The organism is Streptomyces sp. NBC_01546, from assembly GCF_045208355.1.
Lineage (GTDB): Bacteria > Actinomycetota > Actinomycetes > Streptomycetales > Streptomycetaceae > Streptomyces.
Genome location: NZ_CP109379.1, coordinates 8,155,907 through 8,180,817 on the forward strand (window position 1 = coordinate 8,155,907; position 24,911 = coordinate 8,180,817).

Genomic DNA, 24,911 nt, shown 5'->3' on the forward strand with positions numbered 1-24,911 from the left:
GCGGACGCCTCCCGTCAGGCAGCCCGCTTCGCAGGTATGCCTCACGGTCGTGACGGCATTTTTGAGAGGAAGTCCCTTGGCGCATCTGCTGGTTGTCGAGAGCTGGGTGGGGTCGATGAGCAGGCTGCTGCCCAGGGCGATCGGGGAGGGCGGGCACGAGTTCACCTTCGTCACCCGGGACCTGCACCACTACCTGCGGGGCGCCGGGTCCGCCGGCCCGCACCCGTTGCTGGCCGCGCGCAACATCATCACCGCGGACACCAACGACATGGATGAGCTGCTGCCCCACCTGGAACGCCTGCACGCGGTGCTCGCCTTCGACGGGGTCGTCTCCTCCTGCGATTACTACCTGCCGGCCGTGGCCCGGATCGCCGACCGGCTGGGCCTGCCCGGCCCGACCGTCGAAGCCATCGAGGGAGCCTGCCGCAAAGACCTGACCCGCCGGGTACTGGCCGAGGCAGGGGTGCCGGGCCCCCGCTTCGCCCTCTGTGCCGACACGGCGCAGGCCGCGGCCGCCGCCCGGGAGATCGGCTATCCCCTCGTGGTCAAGCCCGTGGACCTGTGCGCCGGGATGCTGGTCCGTGAGGTCCGCGACGAGCGGGAGCTGGAACTCGCCTGCCGGGCGCTGGCCGAGTTCCCGGTCAACGCGCGCGGGCAGGACCGTACGCCGTCCGTCCTCGTCGAAGAACTGCTCACCGGTCCCGAGGTCAGCGTCGAGACCGTCTCCTTCGGTGGTGTCATGGGCGTGGTCGGTGTCACGGACAAGAGCATCGGCGGAGCGCCCGCTTTCATCGAGACCGGCCACATGTTCCCGGCGGGCATCGCACCGGAGTCGGAGGGGGGAGCGGTCGACACGGCTGTGGCCGCCGTGAAAGCCCTCGGCTTGGACCGCGTGGTCTGCCACACCGAGATCAAACTGACGCCAGAGGGTCCCAAGGTGGTCGAGGTCAACCCCCGGCCCGCCGGTAACCGGATCACCGAACTCGTCCGGCACGTGACCGGCATCGACCTGGCCGCCGCCTGCGTGGACGTCGCCCTCGGCCGCACGCCCGACCTCACGCCGCGCCCGACCGGCGTGCACAGCGCCGCCATCGCCTTTCTGCTCCCCGACACCACCGGCACTCTCACCGGCATCCAGGGTGCCGACGAGGTCCGGGCGCAGCCCGGGGTACTGGAACTCACCCTCGCCGAGCCCGGCCGCGCCGTACGTGCCGCGACCAGCAACAACGAGTACCTCGGCCACATCATGACCGCCGACACCCGGGGCAGTGGGGCCCGCGAGGCCGCCGATCGGCTCATCGCGCACCTGCACCCCACGTATGAAGAGGGTCCGGCTGAAGAGGGTTCGGCTGAAGAGTGTTCGGTCGAGCCGTCAGCGGTGCCAGCATGACCGCGCCCACCCTGCACGAGCCCGCCGTGCGCACCATCGACCAGCTCATCCAGGCGGTCCGCACCGGGAGTTACGGACCCGATCCCGCCCAGGAACGCATCGCGCTCGCCTTCACCACCGCCCAGGCGGTCCGGCACGCCGGCCGCAGCAGCGGATACCGCAACGAGGTGCTCAGCCTGCGCCTGGACGCGGCCGTCGGATCCTGCGCCGTGGAGCCGGGCGCCCTGCCCGCGGCGGCACTCGACGACTGCGTCGGAGCCTCGGTCGCCGAGCTCCTCGCTCACCCGATGCTTCCCGTGCGGGTCGCCGCCCTCGACGCGTACCTGAGCCGGGTACGCCCCCACACTCCCGATCACGGCGCCCGCCCATACGCCCTGCCGGCCGGCAGCTCCCTGCACAGGTCCAGAGCCCGCGCTCGCGCCGTGGTCGATCTGCTGCCGGTGACCGGGATCCGCCGGGTCCTCGTCATCGGAGTGGTCAACTCCCTGCTGGAACAGCTGCGCGAGCGCGGCGCCGGTTATGTGCCCTGCGACCTCAAGGGCGGCACCACCGAGTGGGGCGAGCCCGTACGGACCGATGCCCTCGCGGAGCTGGAGCACTGCGACGCCGTCCTCGCCTCCGGCATGACCCTCGGGAACGGAACCTTCCAGCCGCTGCTCGACCATGCCGCAGCCACCGGCAAGCCCCTGGTCATGTTCGCCCAGACCGGCAGCGCGGTCCTCCCACGCTTCCTGGGCGCCGGGGTCAGTGCCGTGTCCGCCGAGCCCTACCCCTTCTTCTGGCTCGACGGCGGTCCCGGAGTCATCCACCGCTACGGGGGCAGCCGGTGACCGTCGCACCCCCGCTGTACCGCCCCCCGGCCCACAGCACGAACCCGGAGCTGCTGACGCTGGTCGGCCGCACCCCGCTCGCTCGGATCCGTACGGAACTGCCCTACGCCCACCCGGGCTTCTGGGCCAAGCTCGAGTGCCTTGGAGCCGGTGGGATGAAGGCGCGGTCCGCCGTGTCCATGCTGCGCGGTGCCCGGCAGCGCGGCGAACTCCGCCCGGGCGCCACCGTGGTCGAATCCACCTCCGGAACCCTGGGGGTCGGTCTCGCCTTCGCCGGACAGGCCCTCGGACATCCCGTCGTCCTCGTCGGCGACCGCGAACTCGAACCGTCCATGCGGCAGTTGCTCCGCGCGTACGGCGCACACCTGGAGCTGGTGGAGCGGCCCGCCCCCGAGGGTGGCTGGCAGGCCGCCCGGATCGCCCGGCTCCGCGAGGTCCTGACCCGGATCCCGGATGCCTACTGGCCGGACCAGTACAACAACCCCGACAACGCGGCCGGTTACCTCTCCATGGCCGCCGAACTCTGCGGGCAGCTCGACCACCTGGACGTACTCGTGTGCAGCGTCGGCACCGGCGGCCACAGCGCCGGGCTCATCGGCCCGCTGCGCCGCCGCTGGCCACGCCTGAGGGTGATCGGCGTCGACTCCGTCGGTTCGGCCATCTTCGGGCAGCCCGCCCGCCCCCGCCTGATGCGCGGGCTCGGCAGCAGCATCCACCCGCGCAACGTCGCCCACCACGCCTTCGACGAGGTCCACTGGGTGGGCCCGGCCGAAGCCGTCGACGCCTGCCGCCGTCTCGCCCGTACCAGCTTCGTCAGCGGCGGCTGGAGCACCGGAGCCGTCGCCCTGGTCTCCGCCTGGGCCGCCAGGGTCGAGGCCGGGGCGGTCGTGGCGACCGTGTTCCCCGACGGTCCCCACCGTTACCTCGGCACCGTCTACGACGACGACTTCTGCCACGCACACGGCCTCGACCGGGCCGAACTTGCCCTCCGCCCCCTGGAGATCGCACACCCGCACGCGACCGAGGCCGTCGGCTGGACCCGCTGCCGCACCGTCGTCGACCCGCGTGCAGCCGCTCGGCCGCACCTGCCCGCGCCGACGCGGGGAGGTGGCGCATGAGACTCACCTGGCACATCACCGACCTGGAACTGGCCGAGCCGCTGCGCATCTCCCGCTCGGTGATGGCCCGCCGCGACGCGGTCTGGGTCGCGCTCGAGCATGGCGGCCTGACCGGCTGGGGCGAGGTGGTCAGTAGTGACTACCTCGGCCTGCCCACCGCTCGCATCGTCCGGCACCTCACCATGGCGCGCCCCGCCGTCGAACGCCTTCCCGACCCCGAGACCGCGTGGGACGAACACGTAGCCGACGCGCTGGTCGGCTTGCCGGAGCTGCCGGCCGGTGTGCTCGCCGGGATGGAGGCGGCCCTGCTCGACCTGGTCGGCAAGCGGGCGGGCCGGCCAGCCCACCAGCTCCTGGGTACGCACTCCGCACCGGCCGCGCAGACGGCCCGCACGATCGGCATCGTGCCGCCCGTACCGGCGGCCGCACAGGCCGCCCGCCTCGCGCTGAGCGGATTCACCGTCATCAAGATCAAGGCCGGATCGCCCGATCCGAAGGAGGACCTGGCCCGGGTGAGGGCGGTGCAGGTCGGAGCTCCCGGGGTGAGTCTGCTGCTCGATCCCAACGGGGCCTGGACCGAACGCCAGTCGATCGACCTGCTGCCGCGCTTCGCCGAGTTCGGCGTCACCGCCGTGGAACAGCCGATCGCGCCGGGCAGCCCCGACGCCCTGGCCCGCGTGGCCAAGGAGTCACCGGTACCCGTCATCGCCGACGAGGACGCCGTCTCCTACGAGGACGCCGTCGCCCTCGCCGGACGGGTCCACGGAGTCAACGTCAAGCTCGCCAAGTGCGGCGGTGTACGGGCTGCCCTGCGCATCCACGACGCACTGCGCGGCAGCGGCACCGACCTCATGCTCGGCTGCCTCACCGCCAGCTCGCTCGGCATCGCACCCGCCGTGCACCTCGCCGACCGGGCTCGCTGGGTGGACCTCGACGGGCACTTGCTGCTCGCCGACGACCCCTGGACCGGTATCGGCGGCACGGACGGCACCGTATGGGCCGCTGACCGGGCCGGACTGGGAGTCCGGCGCACCCACATGGCGGTCGTCAGGTGAAGATCCTCAGCTCGATGCGGGGCTTCCCCCTCGCCGTGCGACTGCTCCTGGTCAACCAGCTGGGCGTCAACACCGGCTTCTACCTGCTGATCCCGTACCTCGCCACCCACCTCTCCGACGACCTGGGACTGTCGGCCGCCGTCGTCGGCGTCGTCCTGGGCCTGCGTAACCTCAGCCAGCAGGGCCTGTTCCTGATCGGCGGCTCGGCCGCCGACCGGCTCGGGGCACGCGGGGTGATCATCGCGGGCTGCGCCCTGCGCACGGTGGGATTCGGCTTGTTCGCCCTCGGCGACAGCCTGCTGTTGCTGATCGCCGCGTCCATACTCAGCGGGCTGGCGGGGGCCCTGTTCAACCCCGCCGTGCGGACGTACGTCGCCCAGGAGGCCGGGGAGCGCAAGGCGGAGGCGTTCGCCCTGTTCAACGTCTTCGCCACCACCGGGGCGCTGCTCGGCCCGCTGCTCGGCACCCTGTTGCTGCTGGTGGACTTCCGGGCGGCAGCCGTCACCGCCGCCGGCGTGTTCGCCGTCCTGACCCTCGCTCAGCTGCTGGTGCTGCCGGCCGGTGAGGTACCGGCCCCCGACAGCAGCGTCCTCGCCGACTGGCGCGAGGCCGCGGGCAACCGCCGGTTCCTGGCATTCTCCCTCGCCATGGTCGGCATGTACGGCCTGGAGAACCAGCTGTACCTGTTGCTGCCCCGTGCGGCGACCGATGCCTCCGGCTGGGGCGGCTCGGTCGGCCTGCTTTTCCTCGCCGGGACCGTCGCGAACCTGCTGTTCCAGCTGCGCATCACCCGCGCCCTGAAGGCCCGGGGGAGCCGGGGGCGCTGGATCGCCACCGGCCTGGGCGTCATGGGCCTCGGATTCCTGCCCCCGATGCTCGTGGCGGGCACCTCCACCGCGCACCCCCTGCGCCTCCTGCCGGTACTCGCCGGAGCCCTGCTGCTGCACATCGGTGTGATGGTCGCCCAGCCCTTCGTGATGGAGCTGATACCGGCCTTCGGGCGCACGAGCCTGACCGGCACGTTCTACGGCCTCTTCTACGCGGTCTCCGGACTCGCGGCGGCTGGCGGCAGCGCGGCCATCGGCTGGTCCATGGACACCGCCGGCCACACCGGCCTGACCTGGCTGCCGTACATCTGCTGCCTCGCGCTCGGCCTGACCTCGGCAGCGGCCGTGGCGCACCTGCACCGAAGACGAGCCCTGCCCGCAGACCGAGCCCCAGACCCCCTGCCCCCTCGTGCCCCCGCACGCGCCCGAAGCGAGCCCCGATGACCAGCGGCAACCTGCTCACCGACCACCCCGCGCTCTACGAGGAACGCTTCCCCGACCCGGAACGGCTCGCCGCCCGCTGGACCGAGGACGTACTGGCCCGCCACGGTGCCGGTCCCCGCGTGCTCGACGTCGGGTGCGGCACCGGCCGCGACGCCGCCTGGCTGCACCACCGGGCCGGGCGCGAGGTCACCGGAATCGACACCTCGCAGGCCATGCTGGCCCACGCAGGCACGCACCACCCCGGCCCCGGCTACCACCTGGCCGACATGCGGGACTTCGACCTCCGGGCCACCTTCGACGCGATCGTCTGCCTGGACAGCGCCCTGCTCTACTGCCACACCAACGAGGACCTCACCGCCTTCCTCGCCCGCTGCCGCGCCCACCTCACCCCCGGTGGGCTGCTCGTCGCCGAGATGCGCAACGGGGCGTTCTTCCTCGGCAGCACCGAACTCCTCGACGGCCCTCGCACCGCCTCGTTTGCCTGGCGCGGCACCACGTACACCTCCCACACCACCCTGTGGATCGATCACGGCGCACAACTCCTGCGCCGCCGAAGGACCTGGGCCGCCGCCGACGGCTCCCTCACGGACGAGCAGCACTCCGCCTGGAGGCTCCTCTTCCCGCAGGAACTCCGGTACTTCCTCACCACCGCCGGGTTCGAGGTCCTCGCGCTGCACGACGGACCCGGCCCCCGCACCGAACCGCCGTGGAGCGAAGGCGAGGCGCCGCACGGGACCACGAGTTCCGACCGCCTCCACCTCATCGCCCGGCTCACGCCCCACCCCAGCAACGGAGACACCCCCGCATGAACGACGCCCGCTCCAGCCTCGCCCGCAGAGGCTTCCTCATCGCCACGGGCGCCACGGCCCTCGCCTTCACCGCCGCCTGCGGCACCGGCGCCACCACCCCGGACGCCAAGAACGCCGCAGAGGGAGCCCCCAAGCGCGGCGGCAAGCTGCGCGCCGCCTTCGCCGGTGGCGGCGCCAACGAGACGCTCGACCCGCACGCCGCCAACCTGTTCATCGACGCCGCCCGCGCCAAGGCCCTCTTCGACAAGCTCGCCGACTTCGGCGCCGACCTCGCCGCCGTCCCCAGGCTCGCCGAGCGCTGGGAGCCCAACGAGAGCCTCGACACCTGGCGCATCACCCTGCGCAAGGCCGTCTTCCACGACGGCAGGCCGGTCACCGCCGAAGACGTCCTCTACAGCTACCGCAGGATCGCCGACCCGAAGGGCACCTTCCGGGCCAAGGCATCCCTGGAGCCGATCGACCTGGCGGCGAGCCGCGCAGTGGACGCGACTACCGTCGAGTTCAAGCTCAAACGCCCCTACGCCGAATTCCCCAATGTCCTCGCGGCGTTCGGCGCGTACATCGTGCCCAAGGACACCACCGCCTTCGACAAGCCCATCGGCTCCGGCCCCTTCGGCTTCGTCTCCTTCAAGCCGGGCAGCTCCCTGGTCGTCATGCGCAACGACGCCTACTGGGAGGGCGCCCCCCACCTGGAGGAGCTCGAATTCGTCGTCGCCGGCGAGGAATCGGCACGCGTCAGCGCCCTGCTCGGCGGTCAGGTCGAGTACGCCCACGAGCTGAACCCGGCCACCGCCCGCACCCATGAGGGCAAGGGGAAGATCGACATCGTCCGCCTCCCGGGCAGTGCGATGCAGGGCTTCGTCATGAAGACGGACCGCCCGCCGTTCAACGATCCCCGGGTCCGCCAGGCCTTCTTCCTCATCGCCGACCGCAAGGAACTCGTCGACGGGGCCCTCTCCGGCGCCGGCGAGATCGGCAACGACCTGTTCGGCAAGGGATACCAGTACTATCCCGCCGGCCTTCCGCAGCGCGCCCAGGACCTCGACAAGGCCCGCGCCCTGCTCAAGGAGGCCGGGGCCGAGGGCCTCAAGGTCACCCTCGACACGGCCCCCGCCGCCACGGGCTTCGTCGAGGCCGCCGGCATCTTCAAGGAGCAGGCCGCCAAGGCCGGAGTCACCGTCGAGATCAAGGTCGGCAACAAGGACACCTACTGGAAGGACATCCTGAACACCGGCACCTTCGCCTCCTACCGCTCGGGCGCCATGCCCATCGAGTCCCACATCTCGCAGCGGCTGCTGACCGGTTCCACCACCAACGCCACCAAGTGGCAGCAGAGGGAATTCGACGACCTCTACCAGCAGGCCCAGTCCACCCGCGACGTCACCCAGCGCGGCGCCCTCTACGAGCGGATGCAGCGCCGCCTGTACGACGAAGGCGGCTTCCTGATCTGGGGCTTCGCCGACTGGATCATCGCCACCGCGCCCAAGGTTCACGGGGTGTCGAAGCAGGCCCCCGCCAACACCCTCGACTGGGCCCGCTTCGACAAGATCTGGCTCGCGTGACACCGCACCTGTCATGGATCGGCCGCCGCCTGCTCCTCGGCCTGGGGCAGACGGCGGCCGTCGTCCTGTTCATCTTTGCCCTCACCGAGGCGCTGCCCGGCGACGCGGCCGTCGCGCTCGCCGGGGACCAGCCCGATCCCGTCCGTATCGCCCGCATCCGCGAGACGATGGGCCTGGACCGGTCCGCCGCCGAACGCCTCGCCGACTGGGTTGCCGGCCTCCTGCACGGCGACCTCGGCACCTCACTGGTCACCGGACGGCCCGTCACCGGCTACCTGGCCACCGGACTCGGCCCCACCCTGCTCCTGGCCGCCGCGACCCTCGCCCTGCTCGTCCCCCTCGCGGTCGGCCTCGGGGTCCTGGCGGCCCGCCGCGAGGGCGGCCCGCTCGACCGGACCGTCAGCGCCCTGACCCTCGCCGTGCACGCCGTACCGGAATTCGCCGTCGGGGTCCTGCTCGCCACGCTCTTCGGACTGTGGCTGGGCTGGCTGCCGCCCACCGCCGTCGGCGCCGATGTGTTCACCGAGCCCGCCGTCCTGGTCCTGCCCGTCGTCGTCCTGCTGTCGCGGCCCGTGTGCACCATCAGCCGCCTCGTGCGCGCCGGGATGATCGACGCGATGGCATCGCCGTACGTCGCCCAGGCCCGCCGCTACGGAGTCTCCGGCACCCGGATCATCTGGACTCACGCCCTGCCCAACGCGCTCGCCCCCGCCATCCAGCAACTGGCCCGCACCTGCGATTGGCTCCTCAGCGGGGTCATCGTCGTGGAGGCACTCTTCGTGATTCCGGGCCTCGGCACCGTACTCATCGAGGCAGTCGCCGCCCGGGACCTCCCCGTCGTCCAGGGCATGGCCGTCGTCTTCGGCATCGTCACCGTGGCGGTCAACCTCGCCGCCGACCTGGCCGCCCGCCGTTTCGCACCCCGGTCCGAGGTGGCGGCATGAAGCAGAAGAGACCATCGAGGTCCGTGCTCGCCCTCGTGCTGATCGGCCTCCCTGTCCTGCTCGCCCTGGTGGGACCCTTCGTGGCGGGCCCGTCCGGACCCCGCTCGGTCTCCTTCGCCTCTCCCGAAGGCCACTGGCTCGGCACCGACTTCAGCGGACGCGACGTATGGCACCAGGTGCTCCTCGGCGGTCGCTCCGTCGTACTCGTGGCGATCGCGGCCACCGCCCTCGCCTACCTCGTCGCCATCCCGCTGGGCCTCACCGCAGCCCTCACCCGCCGCACCTGGCTGGAAGAGACACTGATGCGCCCCCTGGACGTGGTCATCGCAGTCCCCTCACTCCTGCTGGTGCTGCTCGTCGCGGCCACCCTCACCCCAGGACCCGCCGGACTCACCGTCCTGGTCGGCCTGGCCGCCGTACCCGACGCCGCCCGGGTCGTGCACGCGGCGGCCGTCGAGATCGCGTCCCGGCCGGCCGTGGAAGCGCTACGCATGCAGGGCGAATCCTGGTGGCACACGGCCGTCGGGTACGTGGCCCGCTCCATGCGCCGCACCCTCGCCGCCGACGCCGGAATCCGGCTCACCGGAGCCCTCTACCTGGTCGCGACCGCCGCCTTCCTCGGCGTGGGCGTACAGCCGGACGCCGCCGACTGGGCGGTCATGGTCGACCGCAACCGCACCGGGCTGTTCCTCCAGCCCTGGGCCGTGGTCGTGCCCGCCCTGCTCATCGCAGCCCTGTCGATGGGCACCAACCTCCTGTTCGACGCCGTCCTCCAACGGCACGGCCCCCGGAAGGGAGCGACACGATGACCCTCGTCGCACACGTGCGGGACCTGCGCGTGGAGATCGGCGGACGGACGATCGTGGACGGCGTGAGCCTCGCCGCCCACGCCGGCAAGGTCACCGCCGTCATCGGCCCGTCCGGCAGCGGCAAGACCACCACCGGGCTCGCCCTCCTCGGCGAATACCCGGCCGGCGCCGTGGTCGACGGCGCGGTCCACGTACCCGCAGGCCCGGTCGGATACATACCCCAGCACCCGGCTTCCGTTCTCAACCCCGCCCGGCGCGTCGGCGCCCTGCTCACCGACATCACCGCCCGTCAGGGGGGCAGCCGGCGAGAGCGCAGGCGCCGTGTCGAACAGGCCCTGAGTCTCGCCCAGATCCCGCACCCCGGCGCCGTGCTGCGCCGCTTCCCGCACCAGCTCTCCGGCGGACAGCAGCAGCGGGTCGTCCTGGCCCAGGCATTGCTGCTGGGCGCGCGGGTCATCGTCGCCGACGAACCCACCACCAGCCAGGACGTCCTCACCAAACAGGGCATCGTGGCGGAGCTCGCCGCGGTGGCCGCACAGGGTATCGCCGTCATCCTGCTCAGCCACGACCTGGACGTCGTAAGGGAACTGGCCGACGAGGTCGTGGTGATGCGGGCCGGCAAGGTCGTGGACCGAGGGCCCGTGTCATCCGTCTTGGAGGATCTCGTACCGGAGAAGCCGCGCGTTGCGCGAACGCCCCGCCCGTGCGGTCCGAAGCGTCTGGAGACGCGGAACCTGACCGCACGGCACCGCACCACGCAGGGAGCCGCCGAGGTGCTGAGCGACATCGAGGTCTCGCTCGCGACAGGGGAGTGCCTGGCGCTCGTCGGCCGTTCCGGCAGCGGCAAGACCACCCTCGGACGCTGCCTGGCCGGGCTGCATCGCGCGTACGAGGGCACGGTCCTGCTCGACGGGCTGCCGCTGCCGCGAAGTCTCCGTTCCCGCACGCGCGCCGAACTGGCCGCCGTGCAGTACGTGTTCCAGGACGCGAAGGCGGCCTTCGACGAGCACCGGCCGGTCCTGGACCAGGTCGCCCGCAGCGCGGTACGGCTCCGCGGAGCCGTACCGGCGGACGCGCGGCGTACGGCCCTGAGCACCCTCGGTGAGTTCGGCCTCGCCGAGAGCCTCGCCGGGCGCCGCCCCGGAGAGCTCTCCGGCGGCGAACTCCAGCGAGCAGCGCTGGCCCGGGCACTGCTGGCGGAGCCGCGCGTCCTCATCTGCGACGAGATCACCTCCGGCCTGGACACGACCACCCGGACCACCATCCTCGACTCCCTCGCCCGGCTCAGGGACAACAAGGAACTCAGCCTGGTGTTCATCACCCACGACCTCGCCGCCGCCGGAGTCCTCGCGGACCGGATCGCGGTTCTCGACGCTGGGCGCATCGTCGAGGCCGGCCCGGCCGATCAGCTGATCGAGATGCCGAAGCACACCATCACGCAGGAGCTGCTGTCCGCCTCGCTGACGGCGCTGCCGGACCGCGCGCCGAGACGCTGAAGGCTCCGGATGGCGCTCGGTCACCAGGTGGAGGGATGAGGTCACGATGCTGCTTCGGCGCTGCATGGCGGAGTCCGCCGTGAGGCTGGTCCGGCAGCCAAGGACCTCGTACGCGTCCAGTGTGCTCAGCCCGTCCGCGAGCAGCTATGCAAGCGCCGGGGTCCAGCGCTCGATACAGTCGGTTTCCGCGGCGTCCAGCCCGTCGAGAGCGGCCGCCAGGCTCGCGATCCCCGCCGTGTCGGCCGTGTCGGCCGTGTTGGGGAAGGCGAGGAGGCCACCAGGCTGCGGCAGGCCGGACAGGAAGACCGCGCGGCGTGTCGATCGAGGCGAGAAAGGCTCGAAGATCCACTTGATCACAGAACGGACAGCCACCTGTTCCAGCAGGATGTGGGCAGCGGCGCGATCGCCCACATCCGCAGCGGTGACCATCACGCCCAGCAGCAGGCCGAGGGTGTCGACCACGACGTGCCGCTTGCGTCCGTCGACCAGCTTGCCGCCGTCGAAGCCACGGGTGCCGGCGCCGACCACGGCATCCGCCTTGACCGACTGCGAATCAATCACCCCAGCCGTCGGCAGGGCATCGTGCCCTGCCCTCTCCCGGACCTGCCCCCTCGCACCCGGTCATGGAACTCCCGGACCAGGCCGCGATCGCGCCAGCGGCGGAAGAACGCGTAGACCCGGTCCCACGGCGGGAAGTCGGCCGGCTTCGCCCGCCACTTGATGCCGTTGTCCACGAGATAGCCGATCGCGTCCAGCATCGCCCGGTGGCAGTACCCTTCCGGCTGCCCGCCCTGGCCCTGCATCCAACCCGGCACCGGCAGCAGCGGCCGCACCACCACCCACTCCGTGTCCGTCATGTCGCTCGGATACCGACGCTCTCGCAGGCGATTGTCGGCAGCGGTTCCGAACCGGTGAGCCAGACAGTCACACTCCCGAGTACCCGCGGTGGAGTGCACGGGCATCGGCACGCAAGACTGCGACACCAGGGCCTCCTGATGCTCGGTGATTCGACACCAGCGAGCCGTTCAGGAGGCTCTCCTCGCATGCGCCGAGCACCCGACGACCACCCAATCGAGACGGCCGTTCGAGCACCAGTCCCCGGAGCATTACGACAAGAGCTACTTACGCGTCGGGGTGCTCCGGCAGGGCGAGCCAGTCCGACCAGGAGATCTCCCGGCCGAGGAAGCGCGGCTGCTCGAACGGCCAGTCGGCGGCGATCCACTGCGGCACCAGCTCATCGAGGGCCTGCTCGACCTTGCTGTCCACCAGCTCGTCCACCACCCACCAGGAGATCTCGCCGTCCGCGCCGGCCCTCTCCGGTGGGTCGATGTAGACGCAGCCGAGCAGAGCTGTCTCCGCCGCGTCGAACAGCGCGTAGTTGAAAGACTGGTGTGCGGCGATCTCCTTCTCGTGCCGCAACAGGTCGGCCTGGTCGGCCTCGTAGGTCATGGTGGCCGCGGGCCAGCCCCAGGCTGGGCCGTAGATGGTCCACAGCCGCTCGCGCGAACCCATCACAGCCGGATAGTCGAGCGGGGTGTCCGTCTCCCGGATCGGCCGCAGGTGATGACCACCGCCCGGCAGTGGTACCAGGACGGGATGGAAGAAGTTATCGGGGAGCCAGCTCATAGCGCCCGACCGTAGCAGCGCGCGGCCCTCCGCTCCCCTGGATTTTCCCCGCATACGGCCAGGCCCTGCTCGCATGCTGGGCAGTGCCCGCGATCACCCGATCGAGACTCCCGTTCGATCGACAGACTCCATGATCGGTATGGCAACGGCTCCGACAACGCGGCGAGGTGCCGTAGCTGGCGTCGTGCGCCCGCCGGGGATTGCGGGACAGCCCTTGGGCGGTCTTGAAAACCCTTCGCGATTCCAGAGGCCTCGGGCCGAGACTGGTGGGCGATCACATCGGACAGGAAGAGTGGCCAGCGCTGACGTACAACCGTGACACCCTGCCCTTCCCCGCGAACCGTGTGCCCCGCATCACCTACGAGGGCATTCGGAACTGGGATGAATTCGATCCGGCCCGCCACCCGTTCGCCTGGGATGAGGAGGAGGAAGCCCACCTCCGTTCGCTGGTCCGCGAGTGGGTGCCACCCGTGCTCTCCGGTATGGCCGGCTGGTGGCAGGGCGAACGCTGGTGTGAAAGCCAGGTGGACGCGATCGTCCGGGAGCGATACGGCACCTGGGCCTGGGGATGGAGCTGGTGCTACCGCGACGGCGGGCCCATCGGCAACTGGGTCTGTGGGGCGAGCTCGGTGACGACCCCCGACGAGACCGCGGCGCGCGTCGTAGCCGCGCTGTTGGAGTGGCGGGAGTGGCTGGAGCGGACGGCCCGGCGCTTCGCCGAACTGGCACCGCCGTCGGACGCCTCACCCGAGGACCGCAGCTGGCACCTGGAGCGGGCCTGCGTCCGGCTCGTGACCCACACGCTGGACTCGGGCGCGGAGGGCGGCTGGTACGGCCAGGCCTCGATCGTCCTGGGCTGGTTCCTCACCAGCACCGGCATGGACCGGGCCGAAGCCGCGCGGGCGGTGGGGAGCGCGATCGGTGGCCGGTTCGAGAGCTGGGTCACCCCGGAACGGACGCTGATCGAATCCGTCGGCGAGGACCTGGCCACCAGCCTCACCGGCCACGCCCCGTACCGTGACCACCGTGAGAGGGCGGCGCTGGAGGATCTCCATGACCGCTACTGACAGCCTTTCGGTCTGGCTGCGCGTGCGCCGTGAGGTCGACTGGCACAGCGCACCGGCCCTGCAACGGGTCCCGCCCGACCGCGACGGGTTCCGGTCCTGGTGCGAGGGACCGTTGCGCCGGCGCGACCCGATGCGCGCCGAGCGCCTGCTCGCCGCCCACGCCCTCGCCCGAGAAGATGCCGCACGCCGCACCCCGCTGGACTTCGCCCTCCTGGCCGGTTGGCAGCGTGTAGTCCTCGCTGCAAGAGGGGCACCGTTCCGCGCGAGCGACGCATATGCGAAGGCCGGCCGCGAACGCTACGGCCGGACCCCTCACACGCAGGCCGACTTCGATTCCTGCCTGCGCGAGACGACCGACCCGGACATCCCGCTGGCGGCCCGTGCAGCCCGCGCCTACCTCGACGTGGCGTTCTTCCACCCATTCACCGATGGCAATGCCCGCGCCGCACTGTTGACCTTGGTCCACGTTCTGGCCCGTGAGGACATCGTCCTTCCCGAGGTCGGCCCCCTCCAGACCACCCGCTACGCGGATGACCCGGCCGGCGCCGCTGACCTTGCCGTTCTCATCGGGGTGCTCAACCGCCGCCGAGACTGAAGCGTTCGGGCGAGAGCACCGACGACTGCCGCCAGGCTTCAACAAGCCATGGCGGGCTCAAGGGATCGACGCACCACTCACGGATGACCGGCGTGTTTTTGCCAGGGCCGGTCGGGGGCCCCATTGCCGTAGTGCAACACGACGTTCGCGGAGTGGCCTGGCGCCGCCGGGCGCTGACCCGCCGGCCGATGCGGAACCTGCCGGCCGTGCGGTTCGCCAAGGCCGCGAACACGGCCCCGCCCGGCCACGGCTCTCTGACCGCCCGTCAGCCGTCGAACTGACAAAGCACGCCGGTCGTCACGGTCGGGGGAGCGGCGGTCCGTCCCGACGGCGAGTGGCCCGGGTCCGGAGGATGAGGCAGCACGCTCTCCCAGCAGCGGGGCGCAGCGCACCGGGCGGCGCCGGTCGTGCACAAGGTGCCGGTCAACGGCAGGCTGAGCATCACGTCGCTGCGCGCCGAGTACTACAACCTCACGGTCACCCTCGCCGACCACGGCGCTCGGATCGCGTCCTGGGCGCAGCCGCCCGACGGCCAGGGCATCTCGCAGACGGACTGGGACGCGGTCCGCGACCAGCTGCTCGTGGAGATCACCTATGCCGATGCCACGCGCAACCTGTTCGCCAACTACGGGACCTTCCACATGGAGCTGTTCGAGGACGACGGCTTCCTGCTCAACAAGTTGATCTCGGACGCCGGCATGACGGTGGACGGGGGAAGCATCGTCCAAGGAATCATTTTCGCTGTCGTGGACGGTCTGACGTATGCCGGGCTGAGCGCAATGGGGGGCGAATTCGCGGTCGCGGGGAACCTGATGCAGATGGGCGTGGAGGTGGGGGAGGCCGTTGGCTCGAGCGGCGCCATTTCCCCCGACCCGTTCCAGGTGACGGTTTCCGAATTGTGGAACCAGCTGAGCACCAGTTTCGAGGCGCTGCTGGACGGGATGGGGGTCCTGGAGAACGCGATTCTGCAGGACTGGGGGAAACTCCAGAGCCTGTACGCGATGACGCAGCAGCAGAGCGGGGGCGACAGCCTGTACTGGGACCCGAACACCACCGGACGGCTCGTCCGTGCCGCGCGCATCGGCTACACCCGGTCCGCGCTGCAGATCCTCCTGCCTGTCAAATACCAGATCTACCACTGGAAAGGTCTGCAGGACCTGCCCGAATCCATCATGTGGCAAACGGATGGGAGCACCTACTACATCGCGGAGATCGCCAACTACGACGCGTACCCGACCGAAGACATGATGGATCAGGACGTCTGGAGCACGGGCGTGTCGAGGAGTGATTTCTTCCGGGACTCCGCCGACTGGGGATTCATCACGTCGACGGAAATCGGGAACGTCTGGTTCGTGCTGACGTTCTGCAATCAAACGCCGAATCTCGTACGCCTCACCAACTCCACCACGGGTAGCTTGTACGTGAGCCCGTTCCAGCGCGTCAGCGTGAACTTCGACAAGGAGTTCGGCTGCCAGTACTCCGTGACGGACCAGAACAACAACGGCAAAGAGGTTACGCAGTTCAAAGTGGTGCAACTCGAGGACAGTTTCTACATCACCTCGCCGAGTGCTGTTTCCGGCTACTGCATTTCGCAGCCACTCGGCACGCAGGGTTTCGTCCGGTGCCCTCCGGCAGGGCAGATCACGCTCTCGCTCGGCTGACCCCTCGTCCGCTACAGAAGTCAGGCTCCCGGGATGGCGTCCTGCCTCGCTTCTGCCGGGCGGCCGTCACTGAGTCGGAACGGCGATGCCTGCTGCGCGCAGGTGCGCCTCGACCAGCGTGTTCAACCGGGCGATGGACGGTGACTGGTCTTCCCGGTGGTGGTTGACCATTGCGTACCGAGAGGCGGCGTCGGACTTGTTCCCGAATCCGGCCGGCATCGCCAGCAGCTCGCGGTTGGTCAGCAGCTTGTCAGCCAGGGCGGATGCCAGTTCATCGATCCGAGGGTCGTCCGGATCCCAGGTCCCCGCATCCCAACCGCGCTTGGTCAGCTCGACCGACTCGGGATCGTCCAGCGAGTGTTCGAGTCGGGTCAGGAAGCTGTCGAAGATCTCCGGGACCAGCGCGCGGGCCAGCACCAGAGCCTCCCGTTGACCGGCCACGTAGTCGGGACCGAAGCCGAGTTCGGCGAGTCGTTCCAGCACCGCGCAGGCCCGGTCGGGCAGCAGGGCCCGGTCGCCGTGGTCGAGGCGGTGCAGCCTGTCGCGGCGCGCGATCAGGTCTTCGATCCGTTCGGTGAGCTGGTGATGGACGTCGTCCAGGGTCGCGGCGAACGTGCGGGGGTCGGCGTCGAGCAGGTCACCGATCTCAGCCAGCGGCACGCCGGCCGCGGCCAGGGTGCGGACCTGGACCAGCCGGAACAGCTCGACCGATCGGTAACGGCGGTAGCCGGAACCGTCGCGTTCCGGCTCGGCGACCAGGCCGAGCCGGTGGTAGTGCCGCACGGTTTTGATCGTGACGCCGACGAACGCCGCCGCCTGACCGATCGTGAGCCCGTCTGCCATCAGGTCGGCGTACCTCCGGATCGTGGGCGGTTGCGGTTGCGGTCTCGCGAACCGCGTCGGCGACGGCCGGGAAGTCCGGACGATCACAGGCGGCGAGGATAGCGCGCACCAGTTCCAGTCCGTCCCCTGTAGGGGGTTGACCTTGACCTTGGGTCAAGGCCGCAGGCTCTTCGCATGGCCGCTCGAAGGGCCGGGCAGCCACCAGGGCTGCCGTGCGAACCAACACTGTGAACAGGGGATTCATCATGGGAACGAGCAACAGCGGCTTCTCCGGCGCGGGGCTGCGCCGACTGCGCGAGGTGCTGGCACGGCACGTCGAGTCCAAGAAGATTCCCGGCCTTGTCGCCCTGGTCAGCCGCGGCGGCCAGACGCACGTCGAAGAGATCGGGACGATGCGTCACGACGGTGGCGCGCCGATGCGCCGGGACACGATCTTCCGGATGGCGTCCACGTCCAAGCCGGTCACGATGGCGGCGGCGATGATCCTGCTCGACGAGTGCCGGCTGCGGCTGGACGACCCGGTGGATCGGTGGCTGCCCGAACTCGCCGACCGGCAGGTGCTGAAGCGGCCCGACGGGCCGCTGGACGACACCGTGCCGGCGCAGCGGCCGATCACTGTACGGGACCTGCTGACCTCCACGTTCGGGCTCGGAGTGGACTTCGAGTCGATGTCTTCCCCGATCAGGGCCGCGACCTTCGAGCGTCTCGACTACAGCGTGGCGTCCGGGCCGGCGCCCGAGCCGGACGAGTGGATGCGCCGCCTCGGCGAGCTGCCGCTGCAGTACCAGCCCGGGGTGCGGTGGCAGTACGACCTCAGCAACGAGGTGGTCGGCGTGCTCGTCTCCAGGGTCACGGGACGGTCGTTGGAGACGTTCCTGCGCGAACGCGTCCTCGATCCGCTGGGGATGAAGGACACCGCCTTCCACGTGCCCGCCGACAAGATCGACCGACTGCCGCCCCTGTACGGGCCCGACCCGCAGACCGGCGAGTTCCTCGTGTGGGACGAGGCGGCAGGAGGAAGGGCCGGCATGCCCCCCGCGTTCCAGGGCGCCGGCGGCGGGCTGGTCTCCACCGCCGACGACTACCACGCCTACTTCCGGATGCTGCTGAACCACGGGATGCACGGGACCGAACGGATCTTGTCCCGGGCCGCCGTGGAGCTGATGACCACCAACCGTCTCTCGCCCGGGCAGCTGGCCGCCCGGGACGCCATGTTCGGCAACGTCGCCCACCTGTCGTCCGGCCAGGGGTCGAGCGGCGGCTGGGGCTTCGGTATGGCGGTGCGCACCCATCGCGGCGACTACGCGCCCGTCGGCCAGTTCGGCTGGTTCGGCGGTACTGGCACCACCGCGTACGCGGACAGGACCAACCAGCTCACCGGAGTCCTGCTCACCCAGGTCGGACTGTCCACCCCGGATTCTCCGCGTGCCATGAATGACTTCTGGACCACGCTCTACCAGGCCATCGACTGACAGCGGTGCCCCGGGTGCTTCAGCCCCGCCCCCACCGGGGACCGCCGGACCCGCCAGGACCGGGGGCGTTCAACTCCGCCAGGACCCGGCGCCGCAACCGAGTCCTGGCCCGCGAGGCAGGGCCTCTCCGGGGCTTCGGGTCAGAGCTTCACTTCCCAGTGCGTAGCGCTTGTCGTGCGCTGAGCGTCAAGGAAGGCTGCGCTGGGTGTACACCGTGGTCAATCCCGTTTTCCTAACGAGCTCGTGCGTGGTTGGCTGTGCGACGCCAGATCTTGATCCCTGATCATGTTCGTGTGGTGGGGAACAGGTCTCGTGCAGCGATCATCAGCGACCTGAGGATCACGGGGCTGTCTGCCGATATGATCGCCGAACTCGTCGCGAAGGTCGGTCCGTTGTGGCACGAACGGCATCAGGCGGGACTGGAGTCCAGGCCGCGGAAGCGGGCCGTCGGCGCTGGTGCAAAGCACCGGCTGGTCTTCATCGAGCGGTTCCTGGCCACGCTCATCCACCTCCGTCACGGTGCCACACACGACGTGCTGGCTGCTGGTTCGGCGTCGACCGCTCCAGGATCACCCGAGCGATCGGCGAGGTGCGGCCACTCCTTGCAGCACGCGGATGCACCATCGCCACCGGCATCCGGCTCCACACCCTCGCCGAGGTCATCGACCACCTCGGCGCCAGCAGACAGACCGGAATCATCGACGGCACCGAGATCCGAGTCCGTCGGCCCGCCGTCGGCCGCAAAGACCGGGAGAAGTTCATCTCCGGCAAGAACAAACAGAACGCCGTCAAGACCGTGGTCCTCACCGACGCCACCGGCAGACTCCTGTTCTGCTGTCCAGCCCAGCCCGCAAGCTGTGCCGACATCACCCACGCCCGGCAGTTCGGCCTGGTCAAGCACCTGACCGACGGCCCGGCCGTGGAGATCCACGTCGACGCCGGCTACCAGGGCCTGGGCGCCCAGACCGGCGGCCGCGTCGTGACGCCACCACACCGCAAGTTCAGGAAGAACCCACCGGACTGGTACGAAGAGATCCACGAACGCCAGCGCAGGGCACACTCCTCACGCCGCATCCGCGTCGAACACGGCATCGCACACCTCAGGAACTGGCGAGCCCTCGCCCGCCACCTGGGCCGACGCGAGCACATGAGCGACACGATCCAAGCCATCGTCGGCCTGCTCTCACACCAACAGACCGCCACCCGCGGGCCCGATCAGCCACAGTGACCACCGTGCCGACCTGCACCTTTTGACGTCGCACCGCCAACCATGCACGAGCTCGTTAGGGCCTGTTGTGAAAGTGCCGACGGGCCGGACGAGGTGATGCCCAGGTCCGGCCCGTCCGCTCGCCTCTACAGGTCGAGCTGGTACTGCAGCGTCGTGTGCGTGGGCAGGTAGCCGAGGTTGTCGCTGATGTGTCTCATGTGCGTGTTGCTGTCGGCGGTGTCGGTCAGGAGGCCGCCGAGGTCCGGGTAGCGCCCGTCGGCTTGGCGGATCGACTCGGCGTTCATCCAGCGGCCGAGACCGTGTCCGCGGTGCTCAGGCAGCACGCCGGTGCCGTAGTGCTGGGCATCACCTGTGCCGCCGCCGGGCACGACGAGTTCGGTGAACCCGGCGATCGAGCCGTTGGAGGTGTCGATGGCGACGACGGTGTGCAGGTGGTCGCCGCGCTGTTCGACGGCCTTCGCCGCAGCCCGGACCCGGTCCACGTCCCAGGTCGTGGTGCCGTAGTCGGTGTCCTCCATGGGCATGTCGTCCATGGCGCGACGTGAGTCGGCGAAGGTCTGGGCGAGATCGTCGGGGACGGTTCCCTGCCAGGACGCCAGCCGGTAGCCGGAATGCGGACGCTCAATGATCTCTGCCAGTGAGGGGATGTCCACATCGGCCAGGGGCAGGCGGGAGTACCTCAGGGTGAGGACCTTGCGGAAGCCGCGGGCCGGCAGGAAGTGGTCGCCGGGCGATCCGGCCCCGGCCTGCGCTACGACGCAGCGCCGGGTGTTGTCCCGGGCGGCTGCCACGGCAGTGTCGAGTAGCCGGGAGCCGACGCCCTTGCGGCGCTCCACGGGATGAACGTGGAGGGTCAGTTCGGCCAAGTGCGCTTGTCCGCCGTCGAACAGGCGCAGAAAGGCCGTCCCGACAGGGTTGGCATCGGCATCAGACGCCAGCCATGCAAGGCGTCGGCTGTGCGCCCCGTGAGCGGGGTCGGTCAGTGGGGTGATGCGGAGCGACAAGGTGTCTCCGTCGTGAGGAGGTGGCAAAGGTCAGTACGCGGGCTCAACTGCTGGGCACTCCTGCGCATGTGCTCCACACCTCCTCGTCGACAGTGCCGGTCCGGATCAACATGGACGGCTGGGAGAACGTAGTTGGTCTATCGGCTCCTCGGCAAAGGGTTAACTGAGGGCTGCTGCGGCCGCGGGGTCACAGCCACCTATTGATGGCCGCGACCAGCATGGTTGCTTCGTAGCGGACGGCGAGTTCGTCGTATCTCGTGGCCACGGACCGGTGGCGCTTGAGGCGATTGATCCCGCATTCGACCGAGTGCCTCGCGCGGTAGTCGGCCTTGTCGAACGTCGGCGGCCGGCCGCCGCGGGAGCCGAGCTCCGTGCCTGATGGCTGCAGCGCTGCAGAGTCCGGACGCCAGTGTCGCCATCGCTCGATCCAGCGATGGCGCCACACATGTGGTTCAACCTTTTCGTCGCCCAAGCCCTGTAGTGGGCAGTCCTGGGCAGAGGGCCACGGAATGAGGCAGACGGAGTACCAGTGAATGTCGATCTCGTGGCGGTGCTGGCGCCTGTACTGGTTGCCCTGGTGGGGTTGCTGCTCCGTTCCCGTGCTGGGAGCTCGAACCACTGGGACGTGCTGCACGAGCTGGCACGCGGGCGAGTGAGCGCGGGGATGGAGAGGGAGCGTCGGTCTACCCTGAGGATGTTGCTCGAAAGCCCCCTGACGACGGCTTGCATGCGGAGAATACAGACGCAGGGAACGTCTCGCGGGGGTAGGAGCCGAGGAGTTCGGGGGCCGGAGTTCCGGGGAGGATGGACTGGATCATCCAGTCCCGTCCGATCGTCTCGTGTGACCAGTCCGCTCCCAGCACACGCGGCATCAGCGGTGCGATCGGGGCGAGCCACGGTACGGAGGCGTACTCGTTGCGCATCAGCTCTGGTTCGGAGTGGAACTGGCGGTCCGGGGCGGATGCGGCCCGCAGCACGACGGGCTCCCGCTGCCCGGCCAGGTCGATGCGGTAGGTGGTGTTGTACCTCCCGCCGCCCAGCTCGGGTTGCGGCCAGCACCTCGGTGTCGGCGCCGAAGGCGCGACGGAACACGGCCAGGATCTCGCGATCGGTGAGGCCTTGCTGACAGGCGTCGGCGGGGCGTTCGATGGCGTGCAGTTCCACGGGATTTCCCTTCTGGGTGGGTGAAGGAAGCGCTGGGCGCCCGCTACTGGCGGGGCCGGCGGCCGGTGGCCGAGGCAACCCAGGCGATCTCGCTGTCGCCGTAGGCGGTGCGTACCCCTGAGAAGGACATACCCGCGGCGCTGCCCAGATCCGTGGGCCGGTACGGGCGGGGGCCGGGCGAACTCGCGTCCGTAGGCGATCAGTCGGCGGATCTCGGTCTCGGCCTGTGCCCGGCGCTGCCGGGCGGAGTCGATGGCCGTCATCAGCGGCTCGTTGGCTTCGGGGTCCGTGTCCGAGGCCGCCTCCAGGTTGAAGGCCGTCTCCTTGCGGGAGGCCTCGACGTCGTCACGGACGGCCTCGTAGATCTCCGGGGTCAACATCCCCCGGTTCGGGCATCGGGTGCACGATCGCTGCGATCTCGGCGAAGAGGTTCATAGCTTCAGTGCGCGCAAAGAATTGCGATCAACACAAGACATTTGCGCGGATCGCCACCCGTCTTCCGGGTGGCGCGTCGCCGATGGCTGACCGCGCAGGCAACAGCGCCTCTGGCGTCAGCCGGCGCATCGAGGCAGTCGCGCCCACCGCAGCCGGTCTGGCCTCGCCCCTCTGGGCTGCCGGCTGACCCTTCCTTCGCGAGTGGGCCGCGCTGCCTGCCGATGACGGTCTCACCGGGCTGGTGCGTATCGGCGTCGCCTGCCGGGGGTCGGGCGCAGCCGGGAGCAACCCCGGGCCCCCTGGCCTCCTCTTGACAGTAGCAAGGCGAGCCATTTGGTCTCCGCAATGCAGACATCTCAAGGAAGTCTGGTTATGACGCAACTGACCCTCTCGGACCCTGCCGGGGCCGAAGACGCCCGGTGCGCCGGGGATCCCTCGGCGGACAGCCGTACCCGCGCGGGGTGGTGGCAGGCCCGCTGGGTGGTGCCGTCGGCGCTCGCCGTCGGATACGTGCTCAACGTGCTCTTCCGGCTCTCCCTGGTCACCGATCAGGACCACCCGACGGTCAGCCCGGACGAGCAGATGTACCTGGTGATGGCCAGAATCATGGCCGGCAGACCGACGACCGCGATCCACGGCGATCAGATCATCCCAGGCGGGTACTCGCTGCTCATCTCGCCGGCCATGCGCCTCACCCAGGACCCGGTTCACGCGTACCACCTGATCATGGGCATCAATGCCCTCATCAGCTGCCTGATGCTCCCCGTCGCGTACTGGGCACTGCGCCGTCTGAACATCTCCCGGCCGGTCTCGTACGCCGCCGCCCTTGCCGCGGTGATGCTCCCGACGGTGCTCTTCTACACGCAGTACGCGATGGCCGACACCCCACTGCCGGTCCTGGTGCTGCTGTGGCTGATCGGTGTGCACGGCCTGTTCTCCGAGGGCAGCGGGCGTCGCAGGATCTGGTTCGGCCTGCTGGGCGGCCTTGCCGCCGGGTACTGCCTGCTCACCCACGACCGTGGCGGCGTGATCATCGCCTTGACCGCCGTGGTGCTGCTGGTGGCCCTGACCTTCAACTGGGCACCACGCATGGCCAGTGCGCTGGCGCTGGCGGCGCTGGCCGTGATGTTCGGCGTCAAACAGCTGATGACCGCCTGGCTGATGTCACGGATTGACGGGGCCCGCCCGAGCGAAGTCGGCAATGCCGTCTTCGAGACGCTGGCGAACACCCGGCTGATGCGCCGCACCTTCATGCGGGCGACCGGCCACCTCTGGTACTTCATGACCTCCACGTGGGGTCTGGGCGCGCTGGCCCTCGTGGTCTGCGTGTACGCGCTGTTCAGCAAGCGCTTCAGCCTGGCCAACCGTGTGACCGCCTTCCTCATGGTCGCGCTGCTGGGCGGCATCACACTGGCGGCGGCCGCCGGCCTGCCCGCCGACGGCCGGATCGACACCATCACCTACGCCCGCTACCTGTCCCCGCTGGCCGCGGTGTACGTGCTGGTCGCGGTGGCGGCGCTCTACCACGTCCGCGGCTGGAAGAAGATCGTCGCGCTCGGCACGGCCGCCTCCGGTGTGACGCTGGCGCTCATGGCGGTGCTGGTCCACATGGCGGCCAAGGAGCTTCACGAGTCCTACTTCGTCGTCTGGGGCCTGCCGGACGCCACCTTCCTCTCCAGCCTCTGGACCGCCGAGGACAATTGGGGCAGCTTCCACGCCGGCCGCACCACCGTGGTCGCCCTGATCGTGCTCGCCGTCGTCCTGCTGCTGCGCCAACTCGGCGCCAATCGCAGGGCCGCGCTCGCCACCGGCACCGTCGCGGTGTCGCTGGCGGTGTTCGCCGGCGTCGGGAGCGTGGCCGTCACCGAACACATCACCAAGCCCCGGACCAGATGGGCCGAAAGGATCGCCACCGGTTTCGTCCAGGAGGCTGGCATCCGGCCCGGCGACCGGATGGTGATGGACGATGGCCTCGTTTGGGAGATACGCGCGACGCTGACCTTCATGGTGCTCGACGGCCGGGTCTGGTCCCGCGCCCTGAGCAAGAACGGGGCCGTGCCGGCCGAGGCCAACGTCGCTGCGCTCCCCCTCTCCGACGAGAAGGCCCCGGCCACCGACAGCTGGCGCGACGCCCCGCCCGGCTGGCACGTCGACCGGGATGTCCGGGAGCACCGCTGCGTCATCTGGCGCCGAGGCTAGCTCTGCCGAAGGTGTGGCATCGGGCAGCCGTGACCGCCACGCACGCAACTACAAACGACTCGTACAGCACAGTGAAGCCCTCATCACTGGGCCGCCGTCACTCTGATGACCCGCAGGATCGTCCAGAAGAAGATCTTCAGGGACCTCAGAGGACAAGCAAAGACTGCCGGAGGCGGATACGGGTACCGGCACAGAACCTGCAACGAAGTTCGCCACCCAGAACTGCTAGTGCTGATACCGCGAACCCTTGTCAGGTTGGGTGTCAGGCGGCTCTGATCGGCGTCGAGAACCGGACTGGCGCCGTGCCCGTTACCCCGAAGCGGTCGGCCGCTG

The 24,911-nt window shown here is 70.0% G+C and carries 24 protein-coding genes; 18 read left to right on the top strand and 6 right to left on the bottom strand.

What is annotated here, in order from left to right; genetic code table 11:
- Positions 1-76: 76 nt before the first annotated feature.
- From OHA89_RS37195 to OHA89_RS37240, 10 genes are read left to right on the top strand one after another with little or no spacing between them, the layout of a single operon-like run.
- Positions 77-1,390, top strand: coding sequence for an ATP-grasp domain-containing protein (locus tag OHA89_RS37195; protein ID WP_406368066.1), 1,314 nt, complete (start codon positions 77-79; stop codon positions 1,388-1,390).
- Positions 1,387-2,220 carry a Rossmann-like domain-containing protein gene (locus tag OHA89_RS37200; protein WP_406368067.1) on the top strand — a complete coding sequence of 278 codons (834 nt, stop codon included), beginning with the start codon at positions 1,387-1,389 and terminating at the stop codon, positions 2,218-2,220. Before OHA89_RS37195 ends, OHA89_RS37200 begins: the two co-directional genes overlap by 4 nt.
- Positions 2,217-3,338 (top strand): PLP-dependent cysteine synthase family protein, encoded by a 1,122-nt coding sequence (locus OHA89_RS37205; protein WP_266616350.1) that lies wholly within the window; start codon positions 2,217-2,219, stop codon positions 3,336-3,338. The genes OHA89_RS37200 and OHA89_RS37205 overlap by 4 nt, the downstream gene beginning before the upstream one ends.
- Entirely contained in the window at positions 3,335-4,393 is a 1,059-nt protein-coding gene (locus tag OHA89_RS37210; protein WP_406368068.1) for a dipeptide epimerase, read from the top strand. Before OHA89_RS37205 ends, OHA89_RS37210 begins: the two co-directional genes overlap by 4 nt.
- Positions 4,390-5,664 carry an MFS transporter gene (locus OHA89_RS37215; protein WP_406368069.1) on the top strand — a complete coding sequence of 425 codons (1,275 nt, stop codon included), beginning with the start codon at positions 4,390-4,392 and terminating at the stop codon, positions 5,662-5,664. The genes OHA89_RS37210 and OHA89_RS37215 overlap by 4 nt, the downstream gene beginning before the upstream one ends.
- Entirely contained in the window at positions 5,661-6,473 is an 813-nt protein-coding gene (locus OHA89_RS37220; RefSeq protein WP_266616346.1) for a trans-aconitate 2-methyltransferase, read from the top strand. The genes OHA89_RS37215 and OHA89_RS37220 overlap by 4 nt, the downstream gene beginning before the upstream one ends.
- Entirely contained in the window at positions 6,470-8,035 is a 1,566-nt protein-coding gene (locus OHA89_RS37225) for an ABC transporter substrate-binding protein (protein ID WP_406368070.1), read from the top strand. The genes OHA89_RS37220 and OHA89_RS37225 overlap by 4 nt, the downstream gene beginning before the upstream one ends.
- Positions 8,032-8,979 (top strand): ABC transporter permease, encoded by a 948-nt coding sequence (locus OHA89_RS37230; RefSeq protein ID WP_406368071.1) that lies wholly within the window; start codon positions 8,032-8,034, stop codon positions 8,977-8,979. Before OHA89_RS37225 ends, OHA89_RS37230 begins: the two co-directional genes overlap by 4 nt.
- The gene (locus OHA89_RS37235) at positions 8,976-9,788 is read left to right on the top strand and encodes an ABC transporter permease (protein WP_266616341.1); all 813 of its coding nucleotides are present in this window, start codon (positions 8,976-8,978) and stop codon (positions 9,786-9,788) included. The genes OHA89_RS37230 and OHA89_RS37235 overlap by 4 nt, the downstream gene beginning before the upstream one ends.
- Positions 9,785-11,284: an ABC transporter ATP-binding protein gene (locus OHA89_RS37240; RefSeq protein ID WP_406368072.1), complete on the top strand. Its 1,500-nt coding sequence runs from the start codon at positions 9,785-9,787 to the stop codon at positions 11,282-11,284. The genes OHA89_RS37235 and OHA89_RS37240 overlap by 4 nt, the downstream gene beginning before the upstream one ends.
- Positions 11,285-11,428: 144 nt before the next feature.
- Here OHA89_RS37240 and OHA89_RS37245 read toward each other — a convergent pair whose 3' ends face one another.
- The 3 genes from OHA89_RS37245 to OHA89_RS37255 form a co-directional block, all read right to left on the bottom strand.
- Positions 11,429-11,845, bottom strand: a complete 417-nt coding sequence (locus tag OHA89_RS37245; RefSeq protein ID WP_406368073.1) for a transposase — start codon at positions 11,843-11,845, stop codon at positions 11,429-11,431.
- Positions 11,842-12,141, bottom strand: coding sequence for a transposase (locus OHA89_RS37250; RefSeq protein WP_406368074.1), 300 nt, complete (start codon positions 12,139-12,141; stop codon positions 11,842-11,844). The genes OHA89_RS37245 and OHA89_RS37250 overlap by 4 nt, the downstream gene beginning before the upstream one ends.
- 265 nt (positions 12,142-12,406) lie before the next feature.
- Positions 12,407-12,910 carry an N-acetyltransferase gene (locus tag OHA89_RS37255; RefSeq protein ID WP_266616336.1) on the bottom strand — a complete coding sequence of 168 codons (504 nt, stop codon included), beginning with the start codon at positions 12,908-12,910 and terminating at the stop codon, positions 12,407-12,409.
- Between the two features lie 266 nt (positions 12,911-13,176).
- Here OHA89_RS37255 and OHA89_RS37260 point away from each other — a divergent pair, with 266 nt between their 5' ends.
- The 4 genes from OHA89_RS37260 to OHA89_RS37275 all read left to right on the top strand — a co-directional run bounded on the left by OHA89_RS37260 (position 13,177) and on the right by OHA89_RS37275 (position 16,233).
- Positions 13,177-13,977, top strand: coding sequence for a hypothetical protein (locus tag OHA89_RS37260; protein ID WP_406368075.1), 801 nt, complete (start codon positions 13,177-13,179; stop codon positions 13,975-13,977).
- The gene (locus OHA89_RS37265; RefSeq protein WP_266616332.1) at positions 13,964-14,572 is read left to right on the top strand and encodes a Fic family protein; all 609 of its coding nucleotides are present in this window, start codon (positions 13,964-13,966) and stop codon (positions 14,570-14,572) included. Before OHA89_RS37260 ends, OHA89_RS37265 begins: the two co-directional genes overlap by 14 nt.
- A gap of 131 nt (positions 14,573-14,703) precedes the next feature.
- Positions 14,704-14,853 (top strand): hypothetical protein, encoded by a 150-nt coding sequence (locus OHA89_RS37270; protein ID WP_406368076.1) that lies wholly within the window; start codon positions 14,704-14,706, stop codon positions 14,851-14,853.
- A 126-nt stretch (positions 14,854-14,979) separates the two neighbouring features.
- Positions 14,980-16,233: a hypothetical protein gene (locus OHA89_RS37275; protein WP_406368077.1), complete on the top strand. Its 1,254-nt coding sequence runs from the start codon at positions 14,980-14,982 to the stop codon at positions 16,231-16,233.
- 66 nt (positions 16,234-16,299) lie between these two features.
- Here OHA89_RS37275 and OHA89_RS37280 read toward each other — a convergent pair whose 3' ends face one another.
- Positions 16,300-17,076, bottom strand: coding sequence for a MerR family transcriptional regulator (locus tag OHA89_RS37280; protein WP_266616327.1), 777 nt, complete (start codon positions 17,074-17,076; stop codon positions 16,300-16,302).
- Positions 17,077-17,321: 245 nt separating this feature from the next.
- Here OHA89_RS37280 and OHA89_RS37285 point away from each other — a divergent pair, with 245 nt between their 5' ends.
- Together OHA89_RS37285 and OHA89_RS37290 are read left to right on the top strand one after the other, a co-directional pair.
- Entirely contained in the window at positions 17,322-18,548 is a 1,227-nt protein-coding gene (locus tag OHA89_RS37285) for a serine hydrolase (RefSeq protein ID WP_266616326.1), read from the top strand.
- A 589-nt stretch (positions 18,549-19,137) separates the two neighbouring features.
- Positions 19,138-19,776, top strand: a complete 639-nt coding sequence (locus OHA89_RS37290; protein WP_406368078.1) for a transposase family protein — start codon at positions 19,138-19,140, stop codon at positions 19,774-19,776.
- A 125-nt stretch (positions 19,777-19,901) separates the two neighbouring features.
- On the opposite strand, the gene OHA89_RS37295 is transcribed toward OHA89_RS37290, so the two are convergent.
- Entirely contained in the window at positions 19,902-20,780 is an 879-nt protein-coding gene (locus OHA89_RS37295) for a GNAT family N-acetyltransferase (RefSeq protein WP_266616323.1), read from the bottom strand.
- 187 nt (positions 20,781-20,967) lie between these two features.
- Positions 20,968-21,252, bottom strand: a complete 285-nt coding sequence (locus OHA89_RS37300) for a hypothetical protein (protein ID WP_266616321.1) — start codon at positions 21,250-21,252, stop codon at positions 20,968-20,970.
- A 542-nt stretch (positions 21,253-21,794) separates the two neighbouring features.
- Between OHA89_RS37300 and OHA89_RS37305 the strand changes: the two genes are divergently transcribed.
- Complete coding sequence (locus OHA89_RS37305) at positions 21,795-21,968, top strand: hypothetical protein (RefSeq protein WP_266616320.1); 174 nt, start codon at positions 21,795-21,797, stop codon at positions 21,966-21,968.
- Between the two features lie 783 nt (positions 21,969-22,751).
- Positions 22,752-24,578 carry a hypothetical protein gene (locus OHA89_RS37310; RefSeq protein WP_406368079.1) on the top strand — a complete coding sequence of 609 codons (1,827 nt, stop codon included), beginning with the start codon at positions 22,752-22,754 and terminating at the stop codon, positions 24,576-24,578.
- Positions 24,579-24,911 lie beyond the last annotated feature (333 nt).

Bases quoted from the DNA above. Each gene is read 5' to 3' on its own strand.
- OHA89_RS37225 (WP_406368070.1), top strand. From the start codon at position 6,470: ATGAACGACGCCCGCTCCAGCCTCGCCCGCAGAGGCTTCCTCATCGCC.
- OHA89_RS37200 (WP_406368067.1), top strand. From the start codon at position 1,387: ATGACCGCGCCCACCCTGCACGAGCCCGCCGTGCGCACCATCGACCAG.
- OHA89_RS37310 (WP_406368079.1), top strand. From the start codon at position 22,752: ATGACGCAACTGACCCTCTCGGACCCTGCCGGGGCCGAAGACGCCCGG.
- OHA89_RS37285 (WP_266616326.1), top strand. From the start codon at position 17,322: ATGGGAACGAGCAACAGCGGCTTCTCCGGCGCGGGGCTGCGCCGACTG.
- OHA89_RS37250 (WP_406368074.1), bottom strand. From the start codon at position 12,141: ATGACGGACACGGAGTGGGTGGTGGTGCGGCCGCTGCTGCCGGTGCCG.
- OHA89_RS37235 (WP_266616341.1), top strand. From the start codon at position 8,976: ATGAAGCAGAAGAGACCATCGAGGTCCGTGCTCGCCCTCGTGCTGATC.
- OHA89_RS37240 (WP_406368072.1), top strand. From the start codon at position 9,785: ATGACCCTCGTCGCACACGTGCGGGACCTGCGCGTGGAGATCGGCGGA.
- OHA89_RS37255 (WP_266616336.1), bottom strand. From the start codon at position 12,910: ATGAGCTGGCTCCCCGATAACTTCTTCCATCCCGTCCTGGTACCACTG.
- OHA89_RS37210 (WP_406368068.1), top strand. From the start codon at position 3,335: ATGAGACTCACCTGGCACATCACCGACCTGGAACTGGCCGAGCCGCTG.
- OHA89_RS37280 (WP_266616327.1), bottom strand. From the start codon at position 17,076: ATGGCAGACGGGCTCACGATCGGTCAGGCGGCGGCGTTCGTCGGCGTC.
- OHA89_RS37265 (WP_266616332.1), top strand. From the start codon at position 13,964: ATGACCGCTACTGACAGCCTTTCGGTCTGGCTGCGCGTGCGCCGTGAG.
- OHA89_RS37220 (WP_266616346.1), top strand. From the start codon at position 5,661: ATGACCAGCGGCAACCTGCTCACCGACCACCCCGCGCTCTACGAGGAA.